This window comes from Buttiauxella sp. 3AFRM03 (assembly GCF_003675305.1).
GTDB classification, from domain to species: domain Bacteria; phylum Pseudomonadota; class Gammaproteobacteria; order Enterobacterales; family Enterobacteriaceae; genus Buttiauxella; species Buttiauxella ferragutiae.
This window is the reverse complement of the sequence record NZ_CP033076.1, coordinates 2,199,063-2,225,404: the sequence shown is the minus strand read 5'-3', so window position 1 is coordinate 2,225,404 and position 26,342 is coordinate 2,199,063. Positions and strand designations below refer to the sequence as shown.

The 26,342-nt window shown below is 50.5% G+C and carries 20 protein-coding genes and 2 pseudogenes; 13 read left to right on the top strand and 9 right to left on the bottom strand.

The window, feature by feature from the left end:
* Positions 1-18: 18 nt before the first annotated feature.
* From D8682_RS11835 to D8682_RS27340, 3 genes and pseudogenes are all read right to left on the bottom strand, one after another.
* Complete coding sequence (locus D8682_RS11835; protein ID WP_121814321.1) at positions 19-501, bottom strand: pentapeptide repeat-containing protein; 483 nt, start codon at positions 499-501, stop codon at positions 19-21.
* Positions 501-2,036, bottom strand: coding sequence for an RHS repeat domain-containing protein (locus D8682_RS11830; RefSeq protein ID WP_238392839.1), 1,536 nt, complete (start codon positions 2,034-2,036; stop codon positions 501-503). The genes D8682_RS11835 and D8682_RS11830 overlap by 1 nt, the downstream gene beginning before the upstream one ends.
* 84 nt (positions 2,037-2,120) lie before the next feature.
* A pseudogene (locus tag D8682_RS27340) lies at positions 2,121-2,216 on the bottom strand (hypothetical protein); the annotation flags it as partial.
* Between the two features lie 55 nt (positions 2,217-2,271).
* On the opposite strand from D8682_RS27340, the gene D8682_RS27205 reads away from it, so the two are divergent.
* On the top strand, positions 2,272-2,559 hold the full coding sequence (locus D8682_RS27205) for a SymE family type I addiction module toxin (protein WP_238392838.1): 288 nt from the start codon (positions 2,272-2,274) through the stop codon (positions 2,557-2,559).
* Positions 2,560-2,619: 60 nt separating this feature from the next.
* Here D8682_RS27205 and D8682_RS11825 read toward each other — a convergent pair whose 3' ends face one another.
* From D8682_RS11825 to D8682_RS11800, 6 genes are all read right to left on the bottom strand, one after another.
* Positions 2,620-3,096, bottom strand: coding sequence for a hypothetical protein (locus D8682_RS11825; protein ID WP_121814320.1), 477 nt, complete (start codon positions 3,094-3,096; stop codon positions 2,620-2,622).
* Entirely contained in the window at positions 3,093-7,316 is a 4,224-nt protein-coding gene (locus D8682_RS11820) for an RHS repeat-associated core domain-containing protein (protein ID WP_121814319.1), read from the bottom strand. Before D8682_RS11820 ends, D8682_RS11825 begins: the two co-directional genes overlap by 4 nt.
* 58 nt (positions 7,317-7,374) lie before the next feature.
* Entirely contained in the window at positions 7,375-7,719 is a 345-nt protein-coding gene (locus tag D8682_RS11815; RefSeq protein ID WP_064540016.1) for a PAAR-like domain-containing protein, read from the bottom strand.
* A gap of 11 nt (positions 7,720-7,730) precedes the next feature.
* Positions 7,731-8,825, bottom strand: a complete 1,095-nt coding sequence (locus D8682_RS11810; protein WP_121814318.1) for a DUF2169 domain-containing protein — start codon at positions 8,823-8,825, stop codon at positions 7,731-7,733.
* 55 nt (positions 8,826-8,880) lie between these two features.
* Entirely contained in the window at positions 8,881-10,872 is a 1,992-nt protein-coding gene (gene tssI / locus D8682_RS11805) for a type VI secretion system tip protein VgrG (protein ID WP_121814317.1), read from the bottom strand.
* A gap of 225 nt (positions 10,873-11,097) precedes the next feature.
* On the bottom strand, positions 11,098-11,616 hold the full coding sequence (locus D8682_RS11800; protein ID WP_064540010.1) for an Hcp family type VI secretion system effector: 519 nt from the start codon (positions 11,614-11,616) through the stop codon (positions 11,098-11,100).
* A 638-nt stretch (positions 11,617-12,254) separates the two neighbouring features.
* Here D8682_RS11800 and tssB point away from each other — a divergent pair.
* From tssB to tssA, 12 genes and pseudogenes are all read left to right on the top strand, one after another.
* Positions 12,255-12,755 (top strand): type VI secretion system contractile sheath small subunit, encoded by a 501-nt coding sequence (gene tssB, locus D8682_RS11795; protein ID WP_064540008.1) that lies wholly within the window; start codon positions 12,255-12,257, stop codon positions 12,753-12,755.
* Between the two features lie 20 nt (positions 12,756-12,775).
* Positions 12,776-14,260, top strand: a complete 1,485-nt coding sequence (tssC, locus tag D8682_RS11790) for a type VI secretion system contractile sheath large subunit (protein ID WP_064540005.1) — start codon at positions 12,776-12,778, stop codon at positions 14,258-14,260.
* A 5-nt stretch (positions 14,261-14,265) separates the two neighbouring features.
* The gene (tssE, locus tag D8682_RS11785; RefSeq protein WP_064540253.1) at positions 14,266-14,685 is read left to right on the top strand and encodes a type VI secretion system baseplate subunit TssE; all 420 of its coding nucleotides are present in this window, start codon (positions 14,266-14,268) and stop codon (positions 14,683-14,685) included.
* 2 nt (positions 14,686-14,687) lie between these two features.
* A complete protein-coding gene (gene tssF, locus D8682_RS11780) occupies positions 14,688-16,508 on the top strand; it encodes a type VI secretion system baseplate subunit TssF (RefSeq protein ID WP_064540003.1) in 1,821 nt (606 codons plus the stop codon).
* Positions 16,475-17,521, top strand: coding sequence for a type VI secretion system baseplate subunit TssG (gene tssG / locus D8682_RS11775; protein ID WP_121814315.1), 1,047 nt, complete (start codon positions 16,475-16,477; stop codon positions 17,519-17,521). Before tssF ends, tssG begins: the two co-directional genes overlap by 34 nt.
* Positions 17,522-17,549: 28 nt before the next feature.
* On the top strand, positions 17,550-18,845 hold the full coding sequence (gene tagH / locus D8682_RS11770) for a type VI secretion system-associated FHA domain protein TagH (RefSeq protein WP_370090872.1): 1,296 nt from the start codon (positions 17,550-17,552) through the stop codon (positions 18,843-18,845).
* Positions 18,846-18,862: 17 nt separating this feature from the next.
* Positions 18,863-19,372 (top strand): type VI secretion system lipoprotein TssJ, encoded by a 510-nt coding sequence (gene tssJ / locus D8682_RS11765; RefSeq protein ID WP_121815691.1) that lies wholly within the window; start codon positions 18,863-18,865, stop codon positions 19,370-19,372.
* A gap of 2 nt (positions 19,373-19,374) precedes the next feature.
* The gene (gene tssK, locus D8682_RS11760; protein ID WP_064556633.1) at positions 19,375-20,718 is read left to right on the top strand and encodes a type VI secretion system baseplate subunit TssK; all 1,344 of its coding nucleotides are present in this window, start codon (positions 19,375-19,377) and stop codon (positions 20,716-20,718) included.
* A 79-nt stretch (positions 20,719-20,797) separates the two neighbouring features.
* A complete protein-coding gene (icmH, locus tag D8682_RS11755; RefSeq protein ID WP_121815690.1) occupies positions 20,798-21,541 on the top strand; it encodes a type IVB secretion system protein IcmH/DotU in 744 nt (247 codons plus the stop codon).
* Between the two features lie 8 nt (positions 21,542-21,549).
* Positions 21,550-24,252 (top strand): type VI secretion system ATPase TssH, encoded by a 2,703-nt coding sequence (tssH, locus tag D8682_RS11750; RefSeq protein ID WP_064539995.1) that lies wholly within the window; start codon positions 21,550-21,552, stop codon positions 24,250-24,252.
* Positions 24,253-24,335: 83 nt separating this feature from the next.
* Positions 24,336-24,941: pseudogene (vasI, locus tag D8682_RS11745) on the top strand (type VI secretion system-associated protein VasI); the annotation flags it as partial.
* Positions 24,942-24,945: 4 nt separating this feature from the next.
* The gene (gene tssA / locus D8682_RS11740) at positions 24,946-26,340 is read left to right on the top strand and encodes a type VI secretion system protein TssA (protein ID WP_121814314.1); all 1,395 of its coding nucleotides are present in this window, start codon (positions 24,946-24,948) and stop codon (positions 26,338-26,340) included.
* Positions 26,341-26,342: the final 2 nt, after the last annotated feature.

Sequence of the window (26,342 nt, the reverse complement as noted above, 5' to 3'; positions counted from 1 at the left end):
GAGATTTTTTCCGGTTCTTCAAATTAATATCAGACCCCGATGTTCTGGGGAAAAACTCTCAGGCCAAAGAGTTTTTTCGTTATAAAGCGCTTCGTTAAAACTAGCATTATCAAATCGTTCTACACCAAGAAAATTAGCCCCTCTTAAATCAGCACCATTAAATTCAACACCAAATACATCTGCCTGGGAAAAATTAGCATTCCTCATATCCGCTTTAAAAAAGCAAGCACCTGATAACCTCGAGGAGGAAAAATCTGAATTCGTTAATACTGAATATTTAAAATAGGCATTCATTAACAACGCCTCAATAAAAATAGCTTCGTCTAAATAGCATCGGGAAAGTTCTGCACTTCGTAGATTAGCTTTTATAAAGCTAGCTTTATATAAAGAAAGCCCATCAAAAATGGCTGCATGCAATTGATTTTCATCAAAATTGGCTCTATCCAAGCTCTCAAGGTTAAATTCTTGTGTTTCGTTTGTTTTAAATTTAATGGTTATCATTAATGATTTCCCCAGTCAAAATCATCTACTGTAGTAGATGACATCGGTTTAATATTTGGTACTTGGCTTGGTGATAAAGTCCCTGGTGATATTTCTGGCATTTTCCCTGCTACCTTACCTGCAACGTATCGGTGATTTCCCTCAACGACAACATTACCATCAACTTTAATTGGAGGAGCAACATCACCTTTAAGTAATCGATCTACATAACGTTGAATAGCTGGAAGAGAAACGTCACCTTGCAGAGTCTGCATTGTGTCGTCTTTTAATGCGTTTCGAATTATATCTGGCGTTACATCAGCACCGTTGCTGACTTTACACAACCCAAGCGGATCAACCCACTTCAGTGGATTCGCCACATACCCGTAAGGATTCAGCCCACCCGCCAGCCCTATCGGATCTGCCGAAATATACTGCCCCGTTTCACTATCATAGTAACGGAAGCGGTTGTAGTGCAACCCGGATTCTGTATCTTCGTATTGCCCCGGAAAGCGCAGTCTGCAACTCAGCTTGTCATCATTCGCACTTTCTTCCCGACCCCAGAGCTGTTGCTTGCCGCGCCAGACGATGGTGCCGTCTTCGGTCAGTAATTCCTGAATACGACCGACAGTGTCTGTGACGGCATAGTGCAACTGTCCTTTCTCATAACGCGCCAGTGGTGTGAAACTGCCTGGCTCGTAAATCCAGCGGATACTGTCGTCATATGCCGGGGTGCCACCGGCATACACCGGGATTTCTTTGGTCAGCTGGTCGCCATTCCAGTGGAAGTCATAACCGGTTTTCTGGCGGTTGGTGCAGCGTTTGCTGATGCGCCTGCCAGACGGGTCGTAGCGGTATTCCCAGCGTTCGCCGGCCGGGGTTTCCAGTGCGGTGAGCTGGCTTCGGGCATCCCAGCGGTAGCGCCACTGGAGAGGGCTGTAGCCGCCTTTATCCACCAGTTTTTCGACCAGACGCCCGTTAACATCATATTTCCAGGTGATGTTGTGTTCGTTCACCACCCGGACAAAATTTCCGTCTTCCGGTTTCCCGCTGTCGGGGTTGATGCGTGAGGTGGTGTGCCGCCAGGCTTTGTGCTCCCGCGATGCGACCCGGCCATGCTGCTGTTGCTGGTAGGCCTCACTTTCCATTACGTCATTCACCCAGGTCTGGCGGCGGGTGATATTGAGGTTCTGGTCATAAGTGAAACGTTCTTCGCGCATCGGCACACTGCTGCTGCCGGTCCAGGTGGCGTGGCTTATCTGGTCGTTCGCGGTCAGGGTGTGAACTGCGGTACCGCGCAGTGAGTCTGCAATCATTGTCAGGTTGTAAGCCTTGTCGTACAGCCACTGGCGTTGCAGGGTTTTGTTGCGCCGGTCGTGCGGATTCAGCTCTGCCGGATTGCCGACCTGTTGCTGCGTCAGCATCCCGGTTGGTGTGTAACCCAGTTGCTGGCGGAAGCCGGTGTCACTCTGTCGGGTGATTTCGTGGCCGCGCAGGTCGTGGGTGAAGGTCAGTGGCGCATGGTCTGCTATCTGCCACTGTGTCAGCTCTCCCATTAATCCACGGGTGAAGTGTTCGGTGAGTCCTTCAGTGGTGCGTTGTGAGATATAGTCGCGTTCTTTTTCCCATGTATATTCAGTGCGTCGGCCGTTGAGAATTTCGGCAGTAATGCGACCGGCCTCATCATATTCATAATTGACGGTAGCATCGTCATTCTTTGCTTCGACCAGACGGCAGAGGGTGTCATAGCGGAATAGGGTGGCACTGAGTACGCGGGTGCTGTCGCCCTGAGTGACGTCTTCGCGTACGACCTGGTCGGTGACGTTATATGGTCAGTTCAGGTGTGTGCCATCCGGGAAGCCAAATATTAATTTAAAGGGTAAATGGCTGAAAGAGGCGGGATTTGAGACGGGTGCACATCTCACCGTTAAAATATCGGACGGCTGCATTGTGATTATTAAAGACAGCGAAGAAGTGGATGTGCTGAAACATGAGCAGGAAGCGCTGCGCCAGCAACTGCAGGATATAAAGATGACTAATAAGAATATAAAATCGGCGTTGCGTGGGATGACAGACTAGTAAATAAGCCACCTGCATAGCAGGTGGCTTTGACACGGCGCTGTGACAATAAAAATAATACTACTTCATGATGTTTATTATTATATTATCCCCCCATTCATCAAAATTGTTTTTAGACATTAAAAATAATTTTTCTTTGAGATCTGATATTGTTGATGAAACTTCAATGTCACTGCTTTTCCCGTTCTCGGAAAATGAAGAAATAAAAATCCTTACATCAGTCAAATTGTTTCTTTCAATAAAATTAATTACCGCAGAACAATAATCATCAATTAACTTGGGAGCTTCTCTCTGAATAAGCCAGTCATCAAACTCTCCAATAAATTCTTTATTTTCAAATTCAATGAATATTTCATTATCTTTTTTGTGAAAATAATCCTTCTTAACTCGACGAATATTTTTATCAAAAACAATAGTAAAGCCTAATTTTATAAAATCATCAAGACCATAGAGCGTGCGATCGACATCATCTTCATCAGAAAAAGCAAATGAAATAATTTGTGTGCAGTCAAAATTTTCATTTCGGATAATAGTCATGGATTATACCTTCCCTCCTTAAAATGAAGATATAGTTGCTTAATGTCTTTATTTGTAGGCGAGGTTACATCACCATTACTTATCTTCGTCCCTTGAGAACCATATATATCGCCTTTTGGTGACACATTTCTTGTTGGTTGATGAACATGAGGGCTGAGACCGCCATGAGATTCAACACCATAACGTTTAAATTGGCCTCCGGTATTGCCTTTGTTGTTATTAAAACCAGGCGATTTAGTATGAAGTGTAACCTCACGATCTGGTGAAATATTGTTGTTCATATAACCTTCACGAGTTCGTTCACCGGGTTGAGGTTTATATCCTCGGGACTCTAAACCTTTATTATTAGTTCCTGATGTCTTACATAATCCCAGCGGGTCAACCCACTTCAGCGGATTCGGTACATATGAATAACTGTTTAATCCCCCCGCCAGCCCTATCGGGTCTGCCGAAATATACTGTCCCGTTTCACTATCATAGTAACGGAAGCGGTTGTAGTGCAACCCGGATTCTGTGTCTTCGTATTGCCCCGGAAAGCGCAGTCTGCAACTCAGGTTGTCATCGTTAGCACTTTCTTCCCGACCCCAGAGCTGTTGCTTGCCGCGCCAGACGATGGTGCCGTCTTCGGTCAGTAATTCCTGAATACGACCGACCGTATCGGTTACCGCATAGTGCAACTGGCCTTTTTCATAACGTGCCAGCGGTGTGAAGCTGCCTGGCTCGTATATCCAGCGGATACTGTCGTCATACGCCGGAGTGCCACCGGCATACACCGGGATTTCTTCGGTCAGCTGGTCGCCATTCCAGTGGAAGTCGTAACCGGTTTTCTGGCGGTTAGTGCAACGTTTGCTGATGCGCCTGCCAGACGGGTCGTAGCGGTATTCCCAGCGTTCGCCGTCCGGGGTTTCCAGCGCGGTGAGCTGGCTTCGGGCATCCCAGCGGTAGCGCCACTGGAGAGGGCGGTAGCCGCCTTTATCCACCAGTTTTTCGACCAGACGACCATTCACATCATATTTCCAGGTGATGTTGTGTTCGTTCACCACCCGGACAAATTTTCCGTCTTCAGGTTTCCCGCTATCGGGGTTGATGCGTGAGGTGGTGTGCCGCCAGGCTTTGTGCTCGCGCGATGCGACCCGGCTATGCTGCTGTTGCTGGTAGGCTTCGCTTTCCAGTACGTCATTCACCCAGGTCTGGCGGCGGGTGATATTGAGGTTCTGGTCATAGGTGAAGCGTTCTTCGCGCATCGGCACACTGCTGTTGCCGGTCCAGGTGGCGTGGCTTATCTGGTCGTTCGCGGTCAGAGTGTGGACGGCGGTACCGCGCAGTGAGTCTGCAATCATTGTCAGGTTGTAAGCCTTGTCGTACAGCCACTGACGTTGCAGGTCTTTATTGCGGGCGTCTGGTTCAGTGTTACTGCCGGCGTGCTGCTGCGTCAGCATCCCGGTTGGTGTGTAACCCAGTTGCTGGCGGAAGCCGGTGTCATTCTGTCGGGTGATTTCGTGGCCGCGCAGGTCGTGGGTGAAGGTCAGTGGCGCATGGTCTGCTATCTGCCACTGCTCCAGCTCTCCCATTAATCCACGGGTGAAGTGTTCGGTGAGTCCTTCAGTGGTGCGTTGTGAGATATAGTCGCGTTCTTTTTCCCATGTATATTCCGTGCGTCGGCCGTTGAGAATTTCGGCAGTAATGCGACCGGCCTCGTCATATTCATAATTGACGGTAGCATCGTCATTCTTCGCTTCGACCAGACGGCAGAGGGTGTCATAGCGGAATAGGGTGGCACTGAGTACGCGGGTGCTGTCGCCCTGAGTGACGTCCTCGCGTACGACCTGGTCGGTGACGTTATATACCCGGTTAAGGTGGGCGCCATCCGGGAAAGAAGTGCAGATACAGCGGCCTGCGGCGTCGTAGCGGTAATTCAGAGTTCTGCCGGTGAAATCGGTTTCAGCAATCAGCTGCCCGGCTTTGTCGTAGGTCAGACGGTAGTGCTCACCGGCGGCGTTGGTGATTTCAGTCAGGCGGGTGAGTTTATCGTAACGGCATTCCAGCCGTTCGCCATCCGGGCGTATCACCGCCGTCAGCAGGTCGAATGCACCGTATTCATAACGGGTGGTTTTTCCTTCCCCGTCAGTGAAGCTTTCGGGCAGTTTTTCACTGTTCTGACGCATCAGTTCGCGCACACCGTCGGGGCGGTTAATTTCCTCGATGCTACCCTGTGGCCCGGCATGTTTTTTGCCGTGGCGGAACTGCGTGGTGAAGCCCTGCGGGTCTTTGACACTCAGCAGACGGCCCAGCATATCCTGTTCGGTGTGCGTGATACCGCCATTCGGGGCAGTGGTTTCGCGTACCTGGTGCAGGGCATCATGGCTCCAGCGCCAGGTCGCGCCGCCGGGAAGAATATGAGCCAGTAAATCGCCCTGTTCGCTGTAGCTGAACTGCTGGCTCCGGCCCTGCGGGTCAGTGAGGCTGACCACGCTGCCGAGCTCGTCGTAAGCCCACAGCCATGCCTGGTCGCCCGGTGTGGTCAGGCGGGTGAGCTGCCCGGCGTCATTGTACTCGTACCAGAGACTGTGGCCGCCGGGGAGGGCGACATGGCGGATATCGCCCTCATCGTTATAGTGATATTCAGTGGTGCGCCCAAGGGCGTCGGTGCGCGAGAGCAGGAGGGTATTATCCCAGTGAGCCGAACTTTCACGGCCCAGCTCGTCAAGTGTGCGGGTGACGAGGCCTTCATCGTCATACCAGTAATGACTTTCTCCCCCTTCAGCATCCTGGTAGGTGGTACATTTTTCTTCATCGTTATAGATAAAGTGGTCACTGTAATAGCCTTCGGTTGACAGGGTACTGACCACCCGGCCCTGCACGTCATAGCTGATATCGACACAGGTTTTATCCGTATCCCGCCAGCGGGTCATAAACCCTTCAGGAGAGTATTCGTGCCACAGATGGGAGAACTGGAAGGTGTCGCATTCAGCGAGAAAACCGTTGCTGTCATAGTGGCAGGTGACAAGGCGCTGGCGTTGAGGGGTGACCAGGTCAATGCTCATCAGTTGCCGGTTCTGCCAGTCAAGGGCGAGCGTGTAATCGTCGCTGTGGCGGATTTCAGTCAGCAGATCATTGGTGCGGATAAAGTCAATGCGGTTGCCATACTGGTCGTGAAGCGCAGACAGCAGAAAAGTCCCCGGAGCAGAAGGAACAAAGCGTAGAGTTTGCTGTGTGTGGCGGTCAAAAACGGTGAGTTCTGCGCTAATGTCCCCGGTCAGCCGGTAACGGGGTTGCCGGGAGTTGGCGGCTTGCTGGAAAATACCGTCACGAGGCAGGGGGTAATAAAGCACCACGCCTTCCTGGTCGGTAAAATGCAGATCATTTCCCTGTATATGCAGTGAGCGGGACCATTCATCGGTCCATTTTGGGCCAAATACTCCACCATGGCTGGAGCGGGAGCGATAGACGCGGGAGAGCGTTAATGGTAGTGAGCCGGGCAGCGTGAGTACGCTGAGTTGCTGGAGAAGGCTACCCGTCCCGACATCGACAGGATCACCCCGGCAGATGCTGGAGGTATTGAGCCGCCCCACCCCCCGACCATTTCCCAGTCCTTTACCTTGAATAAATACTCCCTCATTAGCTAAGAGAGGTGCCGGTGGCGGTTTTTGCTTCATGCCAGCAGCCATACCCGCCATATCAGATAGCACGGCACCAGTTTCAAGGGCGCCAGAAACCTGTTGCGGTGTTCCCCCCGCCATCTTTGTTACGAATGCAGGCAGGTTGAACGGAGGGGCAAGGAGAGCCATGACGATGTCATTGCTGTTTTGCAGAAGCCATTGCTGCTCAGCTTCCGTAATCGGAGCTTCTAGCCTGGGGCCGGGACGATAAACTCTTTCATAGAGGTTATGAAGGTGGCGGATGCGATAGATATCTTCGGGTGGCATGTTGTGGTCAACGTAATCGTTGAGCAACTTTTGCAGGTCATTAAGGTCCTGCTCGGGCATCTGGCTGGGTAAAGCTTCGCACTGGTTTCTGAATGAATTACCAGCGTTCACATTGCCCTGATAGCCTTTATCTGCCATTTTTTTCAGGATGTCTTTTTCGTCGTATTCTTTGAAGATATTCTTCAGATAAGCTTCACAGATGCCGGGTTGTTTGGTCAGCATCTTCTGTGGTTTACAGATACCGGTCAGCGTGTAGATACGCCCCAGTGTTCCGTTGGGGTTAAAGTCGGCCATGGGTTGCCCTCCTTACTGGCATAGTCCGTCGTCAGGTTGTTGAATGACGGGTTTCGTTTCAGACTTTTCCATTCATCAGAACTTCATCCAGATGTCGTGCAGTCTGGCGACCTTCAGTGAAGACCGTGGTGGCACCAGTTAGCACTTTGCAGTGGCCATTACTGAGCGATACACCTGACTGGACACCAACCCCTGCGTTACCTTCCACGCCCTGGATGATGCTATCTATCATCAGTACCTTCTTTCCCCGGGCAAAAACTGTTTTGGAATAAGATATTTTTTCGGAAGATAATTTTTGGACGATATCGAAGGGAATGACGGTTAATCCGACTATGCAAAAATCCGGTGTCACGTTGACGACGATGAACTCATTTTCGGCATCAGCAATATGTTTTATAGCCATATCAGTTCTCCTTAAGCGGAATGCTGTTCTGGTTCTGGCAGTTGAACAGTCCGTAGAAGCAGTTCATGGATATTCAGATGATGCGGTTTGCTCCAGCGCCACACGAGGTCGATACGCCCTTGCCCGGTGTTTTCGTCGGTAGCGATATGTACGGTATCCAGAGGCAACATAGACTGTCGAGCGGTTATGCCTTCCTGCCAGTACGCTGCAATACCAAGGGCGGGTAGCCAGGTTCCAAGATGTGGAATGCCTTTAATTAGATGGAAAAATTCAAGTTTCTCATTTCCATTTAGTGGGGTTGAGCTTTGCAGTGAAGGATGCGCGCACTGAAAAAAGCGCAGGTCAAAGTCATCGGGATAATCCAGATAGGGTGGGTTATCTTTGAGTTGATCCCGCCATTTTTCATCATACGTTCCGGCATATTTTTGACGACTTAACCAATGGCGGGCCACGGGGCCAAAACCGGTCAGTGGCGGTTTTGTACCGATTTGATGTTCTCTTGGTTCCCACTGCGGGGCGGGGAACTGGTCATCAGTTGAGTAGCCTGCAAAACTAAAACCATTGCCTGAAGGATTAGGGGCATAAATTTCCCACTCTTCAGGTGGGGTATCAGGAAATACGTTGCGTCCGCCATAGGCTAGTTCGTAGGCAATCGGAACGTGTTCTGTCAGGGCGGGTTCACTCATATGCCATCCCAGCCGTTCAGTGTGTTGCCAGCAACGCTTTCCAGTGGCTATGCAGGTGTAATCAACCAGCGTGTTGTGACGGTTGCTGATGCGTAAACTTGTCTGAAAATGTTGTGTGGGGCAATCGGCATAAACTGACCCAGTAACCAATATATCGGTACCGGGTTTACCCAAAACAAGATCCCCTGCCTGAAGCAGAGAAGAACTCATTGGGTCATCAGGCTGGCGGTATTTATCAGCAAGAAACAGTACTGCTGGCTGGGGAATAGGGCAAAGGCCACCAGGTAGCAGATTAAAACTAGCTTTCACTACTACAACATCATGAAACACCTTTCCCGGAGCCATTTTGTCGTACTGAAAAGTAGTCAAACCCGTCTGATTATCCAGAATACGTAATTTGGGTTCAGGTAAAACAGACATGAGTTCTCCTTATCTGTCATGACGTTCACTAATTTTTTAATATGCTGAGCTGCTTTTAATTAAGATGAACATCTTTACCCTTGATCTCCACGGGACCGCTGGCAGTGAATTCAAACTCGGTACCTTTGATGGTGACCTTCCCGCTGTTTTCCAGCGTGATGGAGCTGGAACCGCATATTAGTTCGATTTTATCCACTGATTTAATTTGGGTTTCGTGGTCCACATCAAGCGCATAGTTCTGTTCTACCTTGATTTTTTGAGACTTTTTTACCGTTTCATTATCTTCACCGGCGATGACTGCTTTCTGATCTCCTCCGACGTTTTTCTCGCGATTTTCCGTGATATCCAGCGTCTGATCATTCTGCACAGCTATCTTTTGATCATGGGAGACAGTGACTTTCTGGTCATGACCACCTTCCTTCTTACTCCCCACATTGATGGTCTGACCGACCACAACGGTGACCGTCTGGTTATTCTTCACGGTTTCGGTATGGTCGTGGTTTACTGTCGTTGTCCTGTCATGCAGCACTTCCGTTTGCATGTCTTTCTGGGCGTGGATGTAAACCTGTTCCTTACCGGTTGCATCTTCAAAGCGCAGTTCATTAAAACCATCGCCTTTGTAGGTTTTCGAACGAATAGTCATCTGAGTTTTGGTGCCAGGCAGGCCGCCTGGAGAACGGTTATCCTGATGATAAGTCCGTCCCATAATGATGGGCTGATCCGGGTCGCCATTGAGGAAGTCCACGATCACTTCTTGACCTATACGCGGGATAGCCAGGTTGCCAAACCCCGCGCCTGCCCAGGCCTGTGACACTCGTACCCAGCAGGAACTGTCTTCAGTTTTTGGGTTGTATCTGTCCCAGTGGAATTTCACTCGTACCCGGCCATGTTCGTCACAAAAAATTTCTTCACCGGCTGGGCCTGTGACAATTGCGCTTTGTGGGCCATCTACTTTAGGTTTAGATCGAGGTGAAATGCGCCAGGTTCTGTCTGCTGGTATTGCGGTGAACTGGTTGCTTAGTGTGGTTCCTTGTCCCTGATTACCATGTTGTGCCTGCGGTTGGGCACCCGTGATAATACTGCTGACGATCTGCCAACTACGGTTCAGAGGTTCCTGCGGATGGTTCACCAGCGTGAAGTTTGTTCCAGGCCATAGTTTCGGTGAGTTAGTGGTTCCGGTGCCTTTTTCTGCATCGTTACGCAGCCCGTCCATCTGGTAGCGAGTAAAATCCTGGCCGTGTTGCTCATCCTTGAACCTGCCTGGATAGTCAAAGATTTCATATTGTGAGAACTGGTTATTTAGGTTTATACCTTTCTGTTGGTATTGCCCTTGCCACCCTGGAACTTTAAAGGTGTAATCCTGGCTCATAACTGATGAAGGCCGGACATTCGCTTCGTAACAGAACACGCTGATACATTCATCAGTGACTTCGGTTGTCGTATTCGGGTTGAACGAAATGGGATTCGGTAACTTGGATAGGCCTGCCACATCATCACACAGTGTCAGTTTTTGGTTCGGCCCATCTGCGGACATTTTGTCATAAAAGAAAATCCCCTCTTCGGACCACAGTCGATTCAGAAAATCTAAATCTGATTCGCCGTATTGCACGCAGAATTCTCGCGGAGAATGCTTTTGATAAAAGGATGGAGACCAATCAGTCACACCGTTTTCATTAAGCAGAGTGCTTGAGATTGCCTTGATATCTTGTTGCTGGAATATACGAAAGTTCTGTCGCAAACCACAGCGCCACAGGGTTGGGTGAATTCTGAAGCGGTATTGCATCTGCCATTGGTCATTATTTTGCATCCCAAAGCTGGCTATAACACCTTTGACAGAACGCAGTGCCTTCATTCCCTGCCAGATGGTCAGTGTGACGTTCTTTTCCAGTAAAACTTTCGCTTCCCGATCAAATGACTTACTGACAACATCTACGTCCAGAACAAATGGTAAAGAATATTTTTGCATTAGCAAAAAGTTGACAACCGCGAACGTATCCGGCGCCTGGCCGTCTACCTCCAGTGTGAAACGCAGCCCTTTTAATGACATAACAACCTCCCTGAGTTCACAGGAAAAACAGACTAACCGCAGGAAAGTGACTGTGAATGTAAAGCGATACGTTTCTATTCAGACATGCTACCGGCAGGGGGACGGCTTATGCCAGCTCCCGTGAAAAACGTAACTTCTTTTTTAGGACAGATCTTTCAGCTTACGGATAGATACAAAAACAACATTCTGCCTATAAGGCAGAATGTTGTTAGTTCACTTTGACACTTACGCTTCCAGCGGTGCGCGCCAGTCATCAGCACCGGAAGTGCCTGACTTGACGTGTTCCCACTCGATCTTGCGGTATGCCAGTGACACTGCGAGCAGTTGGGTAAATTCTCGCTGGCTCGGATCCTGGCAGTGCGGCATATGCAGATTGATATCGACGATGGTCGAATCTGTCAGGCGCGTAGTGAAATAATGCTCTTGCTTGCCTTCAACCGACGTACGCCACCAGTGCAGTTCAGTCGTTGGTAGCATTTCACCGCTTGCCAGTGCGTTGTACAACAGCGGCACAGCTTTGTTTAGTGCTACGGTGAAAATGAACGGCTTGTGCGCCCGTTGACCGCTTGGCTGACCAGATTGCGGGTCAGTTGGGACGGTCACGTTATGCAGAAATTCCTGCACTAGCATTTCATCTTCGTGGCCCTGAACGTAAATATTACCGACAGAATCGGCGGTAAATGCACCGGCAGTGATGTTTCCCTGGGTCAGACCATTGATTGATATATAACAAGGGGTAGGCATAGTTTTAACTCCTTTTTTGGTTGCTGCTAATGATTGCCTACCGTTATTCCTCGATAGGCAGAGGCGGCACGGCTTTAACCGGGAACCGCATCATTCGTGTAGCTGGTATGTTGTTAAAAAACAAAACCAGATGAATGTATAAAAATTTAAGTACCACTTATTTATATGAAATGGATGAGACATATATAAATTATTAATATGTAGTCGTGCTAATGGAATATGCTATATCGGGATTGGTGTTTTTCACAACAATTGTTTTTATATTATTTGGAGCTTTTAAGATTCTGGCGTTCCTGTATTTCAGTAAAATGAATGCGCAGGATGCCCTGCTTTGTGAATAGTGATTTAGTACGCCTTAAGTTATTGTTAATTAGCGATTAATTTTTGAGGTTATGTTTGTAATACATTGTTTTTATTTGTTTTATTTTTAATTTAATTTGTTTTTTGAATTATTTTTTTGTGCAAAATAAATTCTCGCATTGAAATGAAAAAAAGTTCTTTTGAAATTATTTAATGCGAGAGTAGAATACGTTTTAAACACATGGACTGATATTATAAAGCGGCCACTGCATCGGTATTTCTGTTATACGGATTTTGCCGTATTCATGGCTTGAACGATAACCCGATGGACTATTCTCATGAGCAGCAATAAAAACGACGGTAGTATCGCACCTAAAGAGCGCATCAATATTCGTTATATCCCTAAAACTGATGGTCAGGCGGCCGAAGTTGAGTTGCCGCTTAATCTGCTGATCACTGGCAATCTGAAAGGTACTGCAGATGATACTCCGCTGGATGAGCGTCAGCCCGTTTCTATTAACAGGAATAATTTCAACGCTGTGCTAGAAAAGTCCGGAATCGAACGGAGTTTCATCGTTACTTCTGCGCTCAGCGAAATCCCTGATGCACAAATGAATGTCAGCCTGAAAGTGAAGTCGATAAGCGATCTTTCACCAGACAACGTTGCCGCGCAGGTTCCAGAAATGAAAAAACTACTGGAGCTACGTGAGGCGCTTGTTGCGCTGAAGGGGCCAATGGGCAATATCCCAGCTTTCCGCGCCCAGATTCAGGCTCTGCTGGATAACGAAGAAACCCGCGAACAGCTGATTGCGGAACTGGGCCTCGTTGGTCGGAAATAACTTTGTACAAGGATTTCAGTATGTCAGATACCTCATTACAAGAAGAACTCGCTTCGACCACGCCAACGGCTGCACCATCTCTGTTGGATGAAATTATGGCGCAGACCCGCTTTCAGCCAGCATCGGAGAGCTATGATGTTGCCCGTCAGGGCGTGACCGCGTTTATCGCTGCCTTGTTAGAGAGCAATACAGATGCGGAGCCTGTCGATATTCTGGCCGTGAATGCCATGATTGCTGATATTGATGCTCGTATGGGGCGTCAGATGGATCTTATTCTTCACGCTCCTGAGCTTCAGGAGCTGGAGTCGTTCCTGCGGTCACTTAAGTTACTGGTTGATCGTGCAGATACACGGGAAAACATCAAGATTCACGTGCTGCATGCCACCAAAGAAGAATTGCTGGATGATTTTGAATTTGCCCCTGAGATCACCCAATCTGGCTACTACAAGCATGTTTACTCAAGTGGTTTTGGCCAGTTTGGCGGTGAACCAGTAGCCGCCGTTATCGGTAACTACGCATTTGATAACACCGCGGCAGATATGAAGCTGCTGAAATATATCAGTGCAGTAAGTGCGATGGCTCATGCCCCATTCTTGTCAGCAGTATCTCCTGAATTCTTCGGGCTAGATTCGTACACGGAATTGCCGGGTATGAAGGATGTGTCCGCTATTTTTGAAGGCCCGGCATATACAAAATGGCGTGCCCTGCGCGAATCGGAAGACTCCCGTTATCTGGGGCTGACAGCGCCTCGCTGTCTGTTGCGCCATCCGTATGCACCAGATGAAAACCCGGTGAAAAGCTTTAACTATCGGGAGAACGTCAGCCGTAACCATGAGGATTACCTGTGGGGTAACACAGCGTTCTTACTGGCGGCTAATATGGCTGAAAGTTTCATGTTGAGCAGATGGTGCCCAAATATCGTCGGTCCACAGAGTGGCGGAGCGGTGAAAGATTTGCCGGTGCACCTGTATGAGTCGATGGGACAACTTCAGGCTAAAATTCCGACCGAAATACTTATTACTGACCGCCGTGAATATGAGCTGGCAGAAGAGGGATTCATCTCTCTGACCATGCGTAAGGGCAGTGATAACGCGGCATTCTTCTCAGCTAACTCGGTACAAAAACCTAAAACCTTCCCAAATACACCGGAAGGTAAGGCGGCTGAAACGAATTACAAACTGGGTTCACAACTTCCCTACCTGTTCATCATCACGCGTCTTGCTCATTACATCAAAGTGCTGCAACGCGAGCAGATTGGTTCATGGAAAGAGCGTGGCGATCTTGAGCGTGAGCTGAATACCTGGATTCGTCAGTATGTGGCGGATCAGGAGAACCCACCTTCTGAGGTTCGCAGTCGCAAACCTCTGCGCCAGGCGAAGGTTGAGGTATTGGATGTAGAAGGCGAACCAGGCTGGTACCAGGTTGCCCTCTCTGTTCGTCCGCATTTCAAGTTCATGGGCGCCAGCTTTGACTTATCCCTGGTGGGTCGTCTGGATAGGGAATAACTATGATGAAGGAGCGGGAGTTCGGGGGCAGTCTGTTTGAACGCATCCAGGAGGCGGTGGATCTGCCTGTACGCAGGAAACCGAAAGAAGCGTTGCTGCGCTCTGTTCGGAGCAATCTGCAGAATGTACTCAACACCCGTTCCGGTAGCTGTTATGGGTCACCGGAGCTAGGTATCACCGATTTAGATGATGATGCCCTGGTCTCCAGTGATTTCAGAAGCGAAATAATAAAAGCCATCAGGAACTGTATGTTGCGCTACGAACCTCGAATGTCTGATGTGGTGGTAACGGCAATTGCAGAGGATGGGTATTCGCCATTGGAACTGTGTTTCCATATTGTGGCGTACATGAATTTCAGCGAAAGCAGGGATGTTCTGGAGTTTGATATCCTGCTGGATAACCGCCAGCACTGGTGTGTGGAGTAGAAATGGCTTTCGAAGAACGCTACTACCGGGAGGAGCTGGATTACTTGCGTCAGCTCGGCAAACTACTCGCGCAAGAAAAACCTTACCTGGCCCGTTTTCTGGCTGAAAAGGAAGGAGATCCAGATGTCGAGCGCCTGATGGAGGCGTTTGCTTTCCTTTCTGGCGGTCTGCGTCAGAAGCTGGAAGATGAATTTCCTGAATTCACACATGGGCTGATTAATATGCTGTGGCCTAATTACCTGCGCCCAGTTCCGTCCATGACAGTCATTGAATATCAGCCCAAAAAAGAGTTACTAACCGCGGTTGAAGTAAGCCGGAACGAATTGGTAAGAACCGATACAGGTAGCGGCTCACAGTCTCTCGCCCCTGGAGGGCTGACCGATGACGAGAAAGCGGCGCCTCCAGCCTGCTATTTTACTCTTGCACGCAATACTTGGTTGCAACCCCTGTATATCCGGGATGTACGCAATGTCAGTAGCTTGAAAGAGGGGGTCATTGAGGTTGATTTCTTCACTGAAGGGAATGTTCCATCTCGCTCTCTGGATATGAATAAACTGACCTTCTGGCTGGGTAACGAGGATGATTACACTCGTCACCAACTTTATCTGTGGTTCAGTGAGCGGTTGATGGATGCTGAACTGGTTTCCGGGTCACATCGTTTCGCATTACCGGAACTGTGGCTGGATGCTGCCGGATTTGAACGGGACGATGCGTTACTACCCTGGCCAAAAAATGTTCATACCGGTTACCGTGTACTCCAGGAATACTTCTGCTATCCGGAGAGTTTTTTCTTCTTTCGCATGCGTGACGCAGCACCGTTACCGGAAGATTTTCCGGTTCAAACCTTCACGCTGCGCCTGCATTTTAACCAGCCGTTGCCTGTGGACATAAAACTGCGAAAGGATTCTTTGCGTCCGTACTGTACGCCAGCGGTAAACCTGTTTGCTTACCATGCCGAACCTGTCAGTCCAGACAGCAGCACACCGCAGTACCCTCTGCGCGCGAGCCATCAGCATCCGGAAGCCTATGATATCTTTCGAGTGAAATCTGTATCCAGCAAGGTGAGCAGTTCATCTGACGGTAAACCCTTCCGCCTCTGGCCTGAATTTGAAGGCTTTCAGCATCAAATAGAATACAGCCGTCAGCGCGAAGTCGTTTACTGGCACCACCGGACAAAAACCTCGTTGTTCCATCGTGGTCTGGAACATTCCATAGCCTTTGTACATGCAGATGGCAGCCAGCCAGACCACTCCGGACTGAACGATGAAGTTATCACCGCCTCACTGGTCTGTACCAACCGGATGCTACCTGCGTCGCTGCATACTGGTGATATCAGTGTTGCGGTTGACAAAAATTCGTCGGTAGCATCCTTCAGCAATGTTACCCGTCCGACCCGTCCATTGTACCCCGTCACAGATGGCGACATGCACTGGTCGCTGATTTCTTGTATGAACCTGAATTACCTGTCTTTGCTTGACAGAGACGCGCTAATTCAGGTGATGCGTACATTCGACCTGCCGGGGATCCACCACCCGCAGCAAGCAATGCTCTCACGCCAAAAACTGGATGCCATTGAAAAACTTGATACCCACCCAGTTGACCGCTTGTTTAAAGGGGTACCAGTACGTGGATTATCCACCACGCTGTGGATCGACCCCACTCCCTTTGTCTGCGAGGGTGAGATCTATCTGCTGGGAACCGTGCTGTCGCACTTCTTCGCCCTGTATGCCAGCATCAATTCATTTCACTGTCTGAAAATCATCAATACGGAAAGTCAGGAGGCCTGGGAATGGCAACATACCGGTCAGCACGCCCTGATGTAGGGAAACGGGGCTCATTCCCGACCGATGTGCGCGGGATGAATTTTTATGTCCTGATGGATGCGCTGTACCGTCTGTATGGAGATTCAGGCGAGGAGCCTTCTTTGCGCACGGAACCCCGCCGGGAAGTGGCACTGTTCAAATCAGACGCCGGCATCGCCTTTCCGGTAAGTGACTTGACTACGCTTGGGCGCAACGATACTGGCCAGTTCTCTCTGACCACAACGTTTCTTGGTTTCTCAGGTAGCCAGTCCCCTTTACCGGGTTATTACCTGGATAAGATGGCCCGGGAAGATGCGCAGCATGAAGAAGGGCTGAAAGCATTTCTCGATCTGTTCAGTCACCGCTGGACACAGTTTGCTTACCACGCCTGGCGCAAGTACCGCTATTACATCTGTTTTCGCAATGGTGGTACGGACATTTTCTCGCAGCGTATGTATGCCCTGGTGGGGTTAGGTAATCAGAGCGTGCGTGGCAAGCTCGCTATCAACCATAGCAAGATGTTGGCTTATGCCGGAGTGCTGGCGACACCAGGCCGTTCGCCGGATGTGGTATGCAATTTGGTATCCCATTGTTTTGATCTGCCGGATGTCACCATTGAAAGCTGGCAGTTGCGTAAAGTACCGATTGAACCATCACAGCAGAACCGTCTGGGTGTCCGCAATTCGAAGAAGAAAACTGCCGGGTATATCCCCGGACGCTCTGTGATTGGCGTTAATTTTACCCTCGGTTCGCGAGTGCCAGATCGCAGTGGAAAATTCTTGCTAAAGATTGGCGGTTTATCGATGACTCGTTATCTGTCTTTTTTACCAGGCGGTGATAACCATCAGGCGCTAACGGTATTTATTTCCTTTCTTCTGCGAGATCAGTTTTCCTGGGATTTACGGCTAGATCTGGCACCAGAACAGGCCCAGGGAATGCGACTGGGTGACTGTGCCCGCTCCTGTATTGGCCGTACTGCGTTTATTGGTCTGCCGAAAACACCGCCTTCTGTCACCCTCCACATCAGGGAATAATTTTATGGAGCAGTATATGGCTGAGGAAATACCACAGTCTTCCGCATTATCACTGACGTTACAGGTGATGAACGGCAACGAATTGGAAAGTGGACGTGCCGCAAAATGCCTTTTTTCCGCCGGAGGTGGGGATATTGGTCATACGCAGGCATGCCACTGGCCGATACAGGACCGGGCTGGTTCGGTTGCAGGCCGTGCCTGCCAGGTCGTCCTGCATGATGGCACATTCTGTTTACGCAATCTGACACCCGGATTGATGATTAATCAAGCTTCAGTATCGGTAGACACTGGGCTGGTGCGTTTGTGTCAGGGCGATGAGATTGGCTTGGGCGCACTGGTATTGAAAGTGTTTATTCACGAAGGGAAGCTGGTGAGTTATGGCGAACAGATGGCCGCGCCCGAAACGATAGTGACAAACCGTGATCGACTAGCTGATGCCCTGCTGACCACTGACGGCCAGCCTGCATATCCAGGAATGCCTCACCGCCATCAACTTGCGGACACGGTTGTAAATGGTTTTTCCACCGACCCATTGCAGGTGCTTCAGGCCGAAAACCTGACCACTGCAGGCGATCTGCTTTCTGGTATGGCGCGCGGTAGGTCTTCCGCCCAGTTGTCCGATCCTGCCAATAATAGTGGGATCGATATTCCTTTTATGGATCTTCCTCCTATGTATGCCGATGCACGTGACAATCGTGACACTAATGAGAATACCGATTCGCCTGCTCAGATGGCGCAGCGCCACCTTGCCGTTACCCCGCTTCTCCGCGGGTTGGGTAGCTCACTTGCCGTACGTAACTCTCAGGATGCGGACGATTTTCTCGAAGAAGCAGGGCGTTCATTACAGGCAGCAATAAAGGGCTTGCTCGACCTACAACAACGGCAAAGTAGCCTGTCAGACAAACATCTGCGTCCCCTGGAAGATAACCCCCTACGCCTGAATCTGGATTATTCCACTGCTGTGGATGTGATGTTTGCCGAAGGCAAAAGCCCGGTACATCTTGCGGCCCCTGCGGCCATTGCTGAGAGTTTGCGTAACATTCGCCATCATGACGAAGCAAACAAGGCAGCTATCAATGAAGCATTACACGTGATGCTGGAGGCTTTCTCTCCGCAGAGTTTGATGCGTCGCTTTATTCAATACCGTTGCAGCCATGAACTGCGTCAACAACTTGATGATGCAGGTTCCTGGCAGATGTACAGCCATTATTACGACGAACTGGCTTCAGATCGCCAGCAGGGTTTTTCCATGTTGTTCAACGAAGTATACGCCCAGGTCTATGACCGGGTGCTGCGTGAGAAACAGCGGGAGCCTGAAGAGTGAAAGGACGCGTTTTCTGCATCTGGATAACGTTGCTTGCCGCAACCCTGAGTGGTTGCGAGACAGCGAAAAAAATTGGTCAGGTGATCAGCGACCCGAGTGTTCAGGTTGGAAAGCGGGCAGAGCAGCCGTCGGAAATCACGATTACCCTGCTAACTGAACCGGACACCAATACCAACGTAGATGGTGAAGCCGCTCCAGTGGATGTGCAACTGGTTTACATGAGCGATGACTCAAAATTACAGGCTGCGGATTATGACCAGATTGCCAGAACCGCGTTACCGGACGTGATTGGGAAAAATTATATCGATCACCAGGATTTCAGCTTATTGCCTGACTCTATGAAAACCCTGCCACCAGTGAAACTGGATGAAAAAACACAGTTTATTGGTGTCATTGCCTATTTTTCTGACGATCAGACCACTGAATGGAAACAAATCGAACCAGTGGAAGGCGCGGGTCACCATGAGTATCGCCTGCTGGTACATGTACGGCAGAACAGCATCGAAATGAAAAAAGAGGAAAACTGATAATGGCGACCATGAAAAATAAAGTGATCTGGCAGGAAGGTTTGTTCGCCGTGCCTCAGCATTTTCAGCAACAGCAGCGTAACCATGAATACCTGCTGAACCAGCGTATCAATGCCCGGGATGATTTCGCCTGGGGGTTTACTGAGCTGTCACTCAATACAGAGCTCCTCGCGCAGGGGAAAATTATGCTTTCCAGTGCGACTGGCTGTATGCCTGATGGCACGGTGTTCAGTATTCCTGAGCAGGATCATCTTCCCGTGCCTTTTCAACCCATCGATATGTCCGCTCCAGGAAGCCATGATATTTACCTGGCGATACCGGTGATCAGCGATATTATCTGCGAAATTAAGGGGCATCAGAGTACCGGGAACGGAACGGAGCGTTACAGCTTAACCCGTGCCGATGTCCGTGATTTACACTCCGATGGTGGCGACGTACAGCAGATCGAACTGGGAATGCTAGTACCGAAAATTGTCAGCGGCGCGGACGATCTCAGTGCCATGGTGACATTGCCGCTATGCCGTATCCGGAGCCTGCAACCCAATGGTGCACTGGTGCTGGATGACAGTTTTATTCCTACCTGTCAGGCCATTCGGGTCAGCTCGGTGCTGAGTGCATTTGCTGGTGATGTGCAGGGCCTTATCAGCAATCGTGCCAGCGAACTGGCGAAACGTATCGGCTCCCCTGAGCAAAGCGGTATTGCTGATGTTGCGGAATTTATGATGTTGCAGATGCTCAATCGCAGTCAGATGCACTTCAATCACCGCTCGCACTTACATACTTTGCACCCCGAAAGTTTTTATCTGGATCTGGTCCGGCTACTGGGTGAGTTGATGACGTTTACTGAAAACAGCCGTCAACCCTGTAGTGTGGAGGTTTACATTCATCGCGACCTCACTATGTCGTTTAAAACGGTGATACCGGAACTGCGCCGTGCGCTTAACACTGTGCTGATGCCACGTGCGCAGAACCTGCCATTGAGCTTCTCGGATGGTGTCTATCTCGCTACTGTAAACGATCCGGCACTGCTGCAATCCGGCTCCTTTGTACTGGCGGTCCGCGCACGTATGCCGAGCAACCAGATTATCCTCCAGTTTACTCAGCAGTCCAAAATCGCCGCTACTGACAAGATTCGCAATGTGGTCAGTGTGCAGGTACCGGGTGTGCCGCTGCGTACACTGACCGCTGCCCCGCGCCAGCTTCCGTATCACGACGGGTATGTTTACTTCGAACTGGAAAAAGGTTCTTCGGCCTGGCAGGACGTGGTGAAAGCCGGTGCGCTGGCATTGCATATTTCCGGTAATTTCCCGGAACTAGACATGCAGCTGTGGGCGATAAGAGGCTAAGTCTATGAGCGAACAGTCCGTTCTTCTATCCGACAAAAATGACCCTCTGCTCACCGTGGGCTCCCCCGGGCAGAGCAGAATGGTTTCACCTGAAGGTGGAGAAGAAATATCTCTGCGCCATTACCGTCTCGTCCTGCGTGGTAGCAGCCTGAACCCAATGATTGACGCTGCCACTCCGATGTTGGGGATGGTCATGCGCGTCACTGGGATGAACAGCCATGCCATGCCGGAACATCTATTTCCTCAGGTGGTGACGGATGTGCAGGCAATAGAGCAGTTGCTCCAGGAGCAGGGTTATGAACCTGGCGCTATCGTTTCATTTCGCTACATCCTCTGCACCTTTATAGACGAGGTGGCGCTAGGTAATGGTTGGTCGAACAAGAATGAGTGGATCAAACAATCTTTACTGGTGCATTTCCATAATGAAGCGTGGGGCGGTGAGAAAGTCTTTATTTTGCTCGAGCGACTGATGCGCGAACCAAAACGCTACCAGGACTTACTGGAGTTCTTATATCTGTGTTTTTCTCTGGGTTTTCGTGGGCGCTACAAAGTTGCGGTACAGGATTCCGGGGAATTTGAGCTGATTTACCGCCGTCTGCACCATGCTTTGCATGGGCTGCGTGGCGATGCGCCGTTCCCGCTGCTGCATCAGGATAATAAAACACAGGGCGGGCGTTATCAGTTAATCAAGCGGCTGACCATTAAACATGTGCTGCTCGGTGGTTTTACTGTGTTGGTTCTGTTTTTCCTATTTTACCTGCTGCGCCTGGATAACCAGACGCAGGACATTCTCCACCAGTTAAACCGGCTGCTCGCCAGGTAAGGACACCTATGATCCAGATTGATTTATCAACGTTGGTAAAACGCCTTAACCTCTTTTCCAGGCAGGCGTTAGAGACGGCTGCATCGGAATGCATGAGCCAGCAAGCAGTGGAGATTACTGTTAGCCACATATTAATACAGATGCTTGCCATTCCTCGTAGCGACCTGCGGGTGATCACCGAACATGCCGAGATCCGGTTGGATGATCTACGCCAGGCACTGACAGTGGAAAATTATGCCAGCTCCCGTTCAACAGACAGTTACCCCTCTTTTTCACCGATGCTGGTTGAATGGCTGAAAGAGGCCTGGCTACTGGCGTCTGCACAAATGCAACAGAGCGAATTGCGTGGCGGTGTGCTGCTGCTAGCCCTGTTACATTCACCGTTGCGTTATTTACCTCCCGCTGCAGCTCGTCTGTTGAGCGGTATTAACCGTGACCGTTTGCAACAGGATTTTGCACAGTGGACGCAGGAATCAGCGGAAACAGTGCTATTGAATGCAGAGGGACTGGCCGTCAATACAGCAGCAGATACAGGTGACAGCTTACTTGCCCGCTATGCGAAGAACATGACCGAAGATGCCCGTCAGGGGCGACTTGATCCGGTATTGTGCCGCGATAACGAAATAGACCTGATGATCGATATTCTCTGCCGTCGCCGTAAGAACAACCCAGTGGTAGTCGGGGAGGCGGGCGTGGGTAAAAGTGCACTAATTGAAGGACTGGCGTTACGCGTTGTCGCAAGCCAAGTACCGGATAAGCTACGCGATACCGATATCATGACCCTGGATTTAGGTGCACTTCAGGCAGGGGCGTCAGTCAAGGGGGAGTTTGAAAAACGTTTTAAAGGACTGATGGCGGAAGTGATTCAGTCACCGAAACCAATCATCTTGTTTATTGATGAGGCGCACACGCTAATTGGCGCAGGCAATCAGCAGGGGGGGCTGGATATCTCCAACCTGCTCAAACCCGCCCTGGCTCGTGGTGAGCTGAAAACAATCGCTGCTACGACCTGGAGCGAATACAAAAAATACTTCGAGAAAGATGCTGCGTTGTCACGTCGTTTCCAGCTAGTGAAGGTCAGCGAACCGGATGCTGCCGAGTCCACTATTATCCTGCGTGGCCTATCGGCGGTATATGAACAGTCGCATGGTGTGCTGATTGACGATGAGGCTCTACAGGCGGCGGCGTCACTTAGCGAGCGCTATATTTCTGGCCGTCAGTTGCCAGACAAAGCTATTGATGTGCTGGATACCGCTTGTGCACGCGTAGCGATTAACCTCTCGTCGCCGCCAAAACAAATCTCAGCCTTGACCACTCTGATCCACCAATGTAAAGCGGAAATCCGTCAGCTGGAACGCGAAATCCGAATTGGCCTGCGTTCTGATACGTCGCGACGGGACGAGGTTCAAGCACAATATGAAACAGCGCATAGTGAATTATTGACACTGGAAGCCGCATGGCACCAGCAGCAGGCATTGGTGCAGGAGATTATCACGCTGCGACAAGGGCTGCTGGAAGCGGTGGTTGTCAGCGATGATGCCGCCGAAGCAGCAGATGAACCTGTAATGGAACAGCCTGAAAACGAAGCCGGGATTTGTCCTGTAACACGTCTGGCGGAACTGACCGCCGAACTGGATGCCCTGCATCATACTCAGTTACTGGTCTCGCCGCACGTTGATAAAAAACAAATTGCCGCTGTGATTGCCGAATGGACTGGCGTCCCACTTAACCGTCTGTCGCAAAACGAAATGTCGGTCATTACTGAGTTACCACGGTGGCTCGGCGATACCATCAAAGGTCAAGAGCTGGCAATCAAACATCTACACAAACATCTGCTGACTGCGCGGGCCGATTTGCGCCGGCCAGGGCGTCCGCTCGGCGCCTTCCTGCTGGCTGGCCCTAGCGGTGTGGGTAAAACCGAAACCGTGCTGCAACTGGCAGAACTGCTCTACGGCGGTCGCCAGTATCTCACCACCATTAATATGTCGGAGTTCCAGGAAAAACACACCGTCTCGCGCCTGATTGGTTCACCTCCTGGTTACGTTGGCTACGGCGAAGGTGGGGTGTTGACCGAAGCCATTCGCCAGAAACCTTACTCAGTAGTCCTGTTGGATGAAGTGGAAAAAGCTCATCCGGATGTGCTCAACCTCTTCTACCAGGCATTTGATAAAGGTGAGATGGCCGACGGTGAAGGTCGTCTTATTGACTGCAAAAACATTGTATTTTTCCTGACGTCCAACCTTGGTTACCAGGTGATTGTTGAACATGCCGAAAATCCTGAAGTCATGCAGGAAGCGTTGTATCCGCTGCTAGCGGAATTTTTCAAACCTGCGCTACTGGCGCGTATGGAAGTCGTACCCTATTTACCGCTTTCACGCGAGACCTTATCCGTGATTATCGCCGGGAAGCTAGCCCGCCTTGAGAACATTTTGCACACCCGCTTTAGTGCAGAAGTGGTGATTGAACCGGAAGTGACGGATGAAATCATGCAGAGAGTCACCCGCGCGGAAAACGGGGCTCGTATGCTTGAGTCGGTGATTGACGGAGAGATGCTGCCGCCACTTTCTCTACTGCTGTTGCAGAAAATGGCCGCCAGTACGGCGATTGCGCGGATTTGCCTGAGCGCAGTGAACGGCGTGTTTACGGCAGAAGTAGAAGATGAATTGAATGAAGCAACGATTGCTGAGGAAGAAGACGTTTTATGCGAATAGCTCCCTGCTGGTCGCTGATGGCGTCTCTGACGTTCTCTCCGGTGTATGCCGGGGAATTTCCCGACGTTGCACCGCAGGCGCAGGATGCATTGTCCTCGTTGCAGGCAATGCAATCCTGCCGTCGGGAGTCTGCGGCACTAGAGCGTCTCGATTGCTATGACCAAATACTCGCTCCGATGCAATCACAGGGGTTCAGCGGTGCGCTGGCAAAAGCAAGTTACGTTGGGGAGGCGTGGACGCGAGCTATTGAGCAGGAAAAACAGCGTACCGGCAATACTACTGAATTGCTGATCACACAGGCTTCTGGCGAGCGCCCGACGGTAACTATCACTACCCCTGCGATTGGCAACTTGCCGCCTCGCCCGGTGCTGATGTTCAGTTGCGTGGACAACATCACCCGGATGCAGGTAGCGCTAATGCAACCGCTGAACAGACACGATCTCACCGTCCAACTGAATGCAGATAACAGAACTTTCAGTAGCCACTGGTTTGTACGTGAGAACGGTACGCTGCTGGAGGCCAGCCGGGGGCTATCCGGTATTGATGAAATCAGACAGATCCTGGGGGCAAAAACACTGACTATTAACACTGGCACGGACAGCGCCGCCGGGAAATTGACTTTTAATATCGACGGACTAGCGCAGGTGATTAAGCCGTTACAGGAAGCCTGTCACTGGGCGAGGGAATAAATAGATGGACTTACATAATCCCGATGTGTGGTTTGCACACCTACTGGAAAATCTGCCAGAAGATAAATCAGCCGCAGCACTGAAAGATGACAATCCTGACTGGGAGTATATTGACGGCGACATCGTCAAGCTCGGTTCGCTGGCGCATGGTCAACTGAATATTCCAGAAATACAGCGTCGTGGGCTTGTACTCCTGGCCTCAGAGAGCAAAGACTTCCGTCTGTTGGCGCATCTTTTGCGTACCTTGCAACACGCTGGCAACCCGTTGCTGGCATTGCGCCTGTTGGACCGTTACGTGGAACACTACTGGTTGGTCGCTGCGCCACAAAATATGGCGCATAAAAAGCGCTTTGCCGGGCAGGTGATAAAGCGTTTTGAGCCTGGCGTTGATGGTTTTGCCCGGCAGGCTGATGCCACACAACGCGACCTGCTACTGGGGGAATTGGCGAAACTTGCACTGCGCTGGAAGGAACATAACGCGCCGGAACTGGCACAGTCCGCAGATGATCTCTTTGCTCTTTACCAGCGGGCATTTCGGGACTGCTCGCCAGTCTCTTCTCCTGCATCTACACAGTCCACCGCTACCCCGGTGCAGACCGCTGCTTTGCCGGTATCAACAACGCCTGCGGCAATGGTAAATATCGATAGCCATGACGATAAAACCTGGCGCGACACGTTACTGAAAGTTGCAGCCATCTTATGTGAACGCCAACCGGACTCGCCGCAGGGCTACCGTTTGCGCCGCCATGCATTATGGCAATCTATCACCAGCACTCCTCAGGCTGAAAGCGATGGACGCACACAACTGGCGGCAGTCTCTGCCGATATGGCAGCAGAGTACCAGTCCCGTCTGAACACTGCGGATATGGCGTTATGGCAACAGACAGAGAAAAGTCTATTGCTTGCCCCGTACTGGATTGACGGCCATTACCTTTCCGCACAAATCGCGCAGCATCTTGGCTATTCCCGCGTGGCGGAGTCTATCCGCGATGAAGTTACCTGCTTTCTCACCCTGTTACCTCAGTTGGCTAACTTAAAGTTTAACGATCTCACACCGTTTATGGCTGAACCAACGAAACAGTGGCTGCTTGCAGGGCAGGGTAGCCAGCCAACTCATGCCGTGCAGACAGATGAAGCTACGCAGGCCATCCGTCAGTGCTTTAGCGATCACGGATTGGAAGCGGCGCTGCGGTATCTGGAGCAACTTCCCGCAGGGGAGCCCCGTGACCAGTTTCACCGGCAGTATCTTGGTGCACAACTGATGGAAGAAGCAGGGATGGAACAGCTTGCTCAACAGCAGTACCGGATGATGTTCCAGGCAGGGGGGCGGATGATGCTGGCCGACTGGGAGCCGTCATTGCTGGAAGCACTGAAAAACAAATTCACGGCAGAACAATAAGA